Annotated in this window: 4 protein-coding genes; 2 read left to right on the top strand and 2 right to left on the bottom strand. The window is 74.1% G+C overall.

The features are described 5' to 3' along the window. Nucleotides 1-23: 23 nt before the first annotated feature. Entirely contained in the window at nucleotides 24-938 is a 915-nt protein-coding gene (locus tag ADY01_RS33145; protein WP_049580457.1) for a carbohydrate ABC transporter permease, read from the bottom strand. Continuing rightward, nucleotides 935-2,260, bottom strand: coding sequence for an extracellular solute-binding protein (locus ADY01_RS33140; RefSeq protein WP_049580456.1), 1,326 nt, complete (start codon nucleotides 2,258-2,260; stop codon nucleotides 935-937). Before ADY01_RS33140 ends, ADY01_RS33145 begins: the two co-directional genes overlap by 4 nt. A gap of 237 nt (nucleotides 2,261-2,497) precedes the next feature. On the opposite strand from ADY01_RS33140, the gene ADY01_RS33135 reads away from it, so the two are divergent. Both ADY01_RS33135 and ADY01_RS33130 read left to right on the top strand, forming a co-directional pair. Then, complete coding sequence (locus tag ADY01_RS33135; RefSeq protein WP_063784452.1) at nucleotides 2,498-3,562, top strand: LacI family DNA-binding transcriptional regulator; 1,065 nt, start codon at nucleotides 2,498-2,500, stop codon at nucleotides 3,560-3,562. Next, nucleotides 3,559-4,560, top strand: a 1,002-nt coding sequence (locus ADY01_RS33130) for a LacI family DNA-binding transcriptional regulator (RefSeq protein WP_159001575.1), incomplete at its 3' end; no start/stop codon positions are given. The genes ADY01_RS33135 and ADY01_RS33130, both read left to right, overlap by 4 nt.

Genomic DNA, 4,560 nt, shown 5'->3' with positions numbered 1-4,560 from the left:
CCGCGGACGGGCGGGGAGGGCGCTCACGCGTCGACTCCTCTCTGGGCGGCCCGCATCAGGCCGTAGCTGAGGGCGAAGGCGACGACGGCCAGGCTGACCGCGATGGCCGCGGCGTAGTTGGGGTCGTTGACGCCGAACGCGGCCGAGTAGGCGGCCATGTTGGGGGTGTAGGTGGCGGTGACGTTCGCGCTCAGGGACCGGACGACCAGCGGCTCGGAGAACAGCTGGAGCGTGCCGATGACGGAGAACAGCGCCGTCAGCACCAGGGCCGGGCGCACCAGCGGGATCTTGACGCGCCACGCGATGCCCCAGGCGCTCGCCCCGTCGATCCTGGCCGCCTCGAACAGCTCCCGGGGCACGGCCTGGAGCGCGGCGAAGATGATCAGCATGTTGTAGCCGGTCCACTGCCAGGTCGCGATGTTGGCGATCGACCACAGCACGGCGTCGGGGCCCAGGAAGTCCGTCTCCAGGCTGGTGCCCTCCAGCACCTCGACGACCGGGCTGATGCCCGGCACGTACAGGTACGCCCACAGCACCGCGGCCACCACCCCGGGGACGGCGTGCGGCAGGAAGGCGGAGAACTGGAAGAAGCGCCGCCCGCGCGTCAGCCCCGCGTCGAAGAGCAGCGCCATGGCCAGCGCGAGCAGCAGCATCACGGGCACCTGCACGGCGCCGTAGAGCAGCACCCGCGCCACGCCGCCGATGACGTCGTCGTCCTGGAACACCCGCTCGTAGTTGGCGAGCCCCGCGAAACGGACCACCGGGCCGCCGAGCCCGAGCCCCTCCCACTGCTGCTCCTGAAGGCTCTGCACGACGGCGTAGCCGATGGGCACGACCTGGAAGAGCAGGAACAGGCCCAGGAACGGGGCCAGGAACGCCCAGCCGTGGCGGGTCTGCCGGCCGAGCCGGCCCCCGGTGGTCGGTGGCGTGGTTCTCATGCGCGCACCCCCAGCCCCTTCTGCCGCAGGGCGGCGACGGCGTCCCGCTGGGTGCTCTCCAGGGCGGTGGCCAGCGGTCTTCCCCCGTTCAGTGCCGAGGCGAAGGCGTCCATGAGGTCGTCCGAGACCCGGTCCATGGTCGGGCCCCAGGTCATCGGCCGCGCGTGCTCCGCCGCGTCCCGGAAGACCCCGTCGACGCTCTGCCCCCCGAGCGCCTCGTGCGGCCGGGCCAGCGCGGGCCGCCGCTGACCGGCCAGCGAGGCCGGGAACAGCCCGGCCACCGCCGGATCGATCACGATGTCCGCCGCGCCGGGATCGGTGTTGAGCCAGGTGGCGAACTCGACGGCGGCCTCGGCGTGTTCGGAGCCGGCCACCACGGCGGTCGACGAGCCGCCCCAGAACCCCGAGGACGGCCGGTCCGCCTCCGCGCTGGGCAGCGGCGCGACCTGCCACCGGGCCCCCGGCCCCTCCGGGGGATGGGAGTCGAACGTCGCGGTCCCCCAGGCGGGGCCGAACCACGTGGCCAGCGTGCCGTCCTGGAGGCTCCTGTGCCAGGCCGGGTTCCAGTGCTGCCGCGTCGTGACCAGCCCGTCCGCCAGCAGGCCGGTCCAGTAGTCGGCCGTGGCGCGCGACGGCGCGTCGTCGATGCTCACCCGCCACGCGTCGCCCTCGGTCGCGAACCACCGGCCGCCACCCGCCGCGGCCAGCGAGGCGAACCAGTAGGCGTCCCCCTCGGGAAAGGCCGTCAGATAACGGTCCGGGTCGGCGTCCCTGAGCCGCCCGGCGGTCTCGCGGAACTCCGGCCAGGTGCGGGGCACGGCCAGCCCATGGGCGTCGAAGATGTCCTCGCGGTAGAACATCGCCATCGGCCCCAGGTCCTGCGGAACGGCCCAGACCCGGTCGTCGATCAGGACCTGCCGCCACGCCGTGTCGAGGAACCGGTCCCGCAGCCCGCCCACATGGCCGGTGATGTCCTCCAGATAACCGGCGACGGCCAGCGTGGTCAGGTTGTTGTAGTCGACCTGGACCAGGTCGGGCGCGCCGGAGCCGGCCACCATCGCGGCGGAGAGCCGCTGGAAGATGCTCTCGCCCCCGGCCGGCGAGGATATCTCCACGCGGACGTCCCGGTGCGTGCGATTCCACAGGTCGACGGCCGGGTCGATCGGCGTCCAGGACCAGAAGCGCAACGTCACTCCCGCCCCGCCGCCCGCCCCGCCGCACGCCGCGGCGGCGGCGGTGCCCGAGGCCCCCAGCGCCAGGAGTCGGGTCAGGGTCTGCCTCCGGGTCAGGGAAGGGGAGCGTGGCTGAAGGGGCAGGGGCACGGCGTCCTCCGAACAGGGGCACAGGCCGAGACGGGGTCGCTCCTCACCGCAAGAGTTGCGGGCGGGGCGTGACGCGCAAGCTAGGCAACCGCGAAAACGAGTGTCAAGGCAGCCGACCGGAAAGGCGGTTCAGCGGGCTTTTGCATGGCGCGGTGGCGGAATATTCTGCGCTCTGTTGCGGACTTTTGCGGGATGAGAGGATCCGCGCGGGAACGTTCCGGCGGAAGGATTCTCGGCATGGCGGACCGCGTGACGATGGCGGAGGTGGCCAGGGCGGCGGGGGTGTCGGTCTCCACGGTGTCGCGGGTGCTCGGCGACCGGCCGGACATCTCCGAGGAGACGCGCCGGCGCGTCGCCAGGGCGGCCAAGGAGTCCGGCTACGCCCTGCGGAGGGGACGCGGTCAGCCGCGGGGCGGCCTGCTGGAGGTCCTCATCGAGGGATTCACGACCCCCTGGGCCGGCGAGCTGATCGCCGGGGCGCAGTCGGCCGCGTTCAGCCAGGGCTGCACGCTCGCCGTCACCTCCACCGGCCACCCGCGCTTCCGGCTCGGCGACTGGGTGGAATCGCGCCGCACCCGCCCACCCGAAGGCGTCATCCTGGTCCTCTCCCGCGCCCGCCACGACGAGACCGCCGCCCTGGCGGGCCTGCCCGCCCCGCTCATCCTCCTCGACCCGGTGGGCACCAGCGACCCCACCGTCCCCACGGTCGGCGCCACCAACTGGTCGGGCGGCGCCGCCGCCACCCGGCACCTGCTCGAACTGGGCCACCGGCGCATCGCGTTCATCGGCGGACCCCCCGCGATGCGCTGCACGCTGGAGCGCCACGAGGGCTACCTGGCCGCGCACCGCGAGTTCTCGCTGCTCCCGGGCCCCGCCCTCACCCGGTACGGCGACTTCCTGGTCACCGGCGGCGCCGAGCACGGCGCCGCGCTGCTCGACCTCACCGACCCGCCGACCGCCGTCTTCGCCGGATCGGACAGCCAGGCCGCCGGCGTCTACCAGGCGGCCCGGGAACGCGGACTGCGCATCCCCGAGGACGTGTCCGTCGTCGGGTTCGACGACGCCGGGCTGGGCACCATGCTCGCCCCGCCCCTGACCACGGTGCGCCAGCCCCTGCTGGAGATGGCGACGGAGGGCGTGCGGCTCATCGTCCAGGAGCGCTCGCGCCCCGGCTCGACGGCCGGGCGCCGGGTCGAACTCGCCACCTCACTCGTGGTGCGCCACAGCACCGCGCCACCACCCGCCACGACCGGCGCCGACGCGGGGAGGCCCGCATGGAGGCCCGCATGGAGGCCCGCATGAGGAACCCCGCCCGCCGCACCATCGTGCGCATGACCACCGTCGCCGAGGCCGCCGGCGTCTCCCAGAGCGTCGTCTCCAAGGTCCTCAACGGCCGCCCCGGGGTCTCCGCACCGGTCCGGCGGCGCGTCCTGGACGCCATCGCGGCCACCGGCTACGAGTGGCACCGCCGCGCCCCGCGCCACGGCTCCGTGGAAGTGGTCTTCGGCAGCACCGGCAACGCCGCCAACGCCCAGCTCATGCGCGGCTTCTCGGCCGTGCTGTCCCCGAACGGCCGCCCGCTGACGATCAGCCACGCAGACGACGGCACCGAGTGGCTCGACAACCTGCTGGCCCACCGCCCCGCCGGCATCGTCCTGGTGCTCTCGCCCGTCCCGTCCACGGTCCAGCGGCGGGTGACCGAGACCGGCCTTCCCACCGTCGTCCTCGACACCATCGGCGACGCGCCGCCCGGGATGAACACCGTGGGCGCCACCCAGTGGCGCGGCGGAGCCCTGGCGGCCCGGCACATCACCGCGCTGGGCCACCGCCGGATCGGGCTGATCAGCGGACCGCCCGGCCTGGTCTGCTGCCAGGCCCGCCTGGGCGGCTACCTCGCCGCCCTCCGCGAGACGCGCATCCGCCCCGACCCCGCCCTCATCCGCGCCGCGCCGTTCCAGTCCGACCCGGCCCGCCGCACGGCCCACGCCCTGCTGGACCACTACCAGCCGCCCACCGCCTTCGTGGCCGGCAACGACCTCCAGGCACTGGGCATCATCGAGGCATGCGCCGAACGGGGCCTGCGGATACCCGACGACGTCTCGGTCATCGGCTTCGACGACCTCGACACCGCCCGCTCCGCGGCGCCCGCGCTGACGACGATCCGCCAGCCCTTCGAGGACATGGCCGCCGAGAGCATCCGCGTCCTCGACACCGTCTCCGACACCCCGCCGTCGGCGCCCATCCGGCTCGACATCTCGGTCGACCTGATCGTCAGGGAATCAACGGGCCCCGGCCCCGCC

Origin of the sequence: Streptomyces sp. SBT349, assembly GCF_001083795.1 — a bacterium.
GTDB lineage: Bacteria > Actinomycetota > Actinomycetes > Streptomycetales > Streptomycetaceae > Streptomyces.
This window is presented reverse-complemented; position numbering and strand designations above follow the sequence as displayed.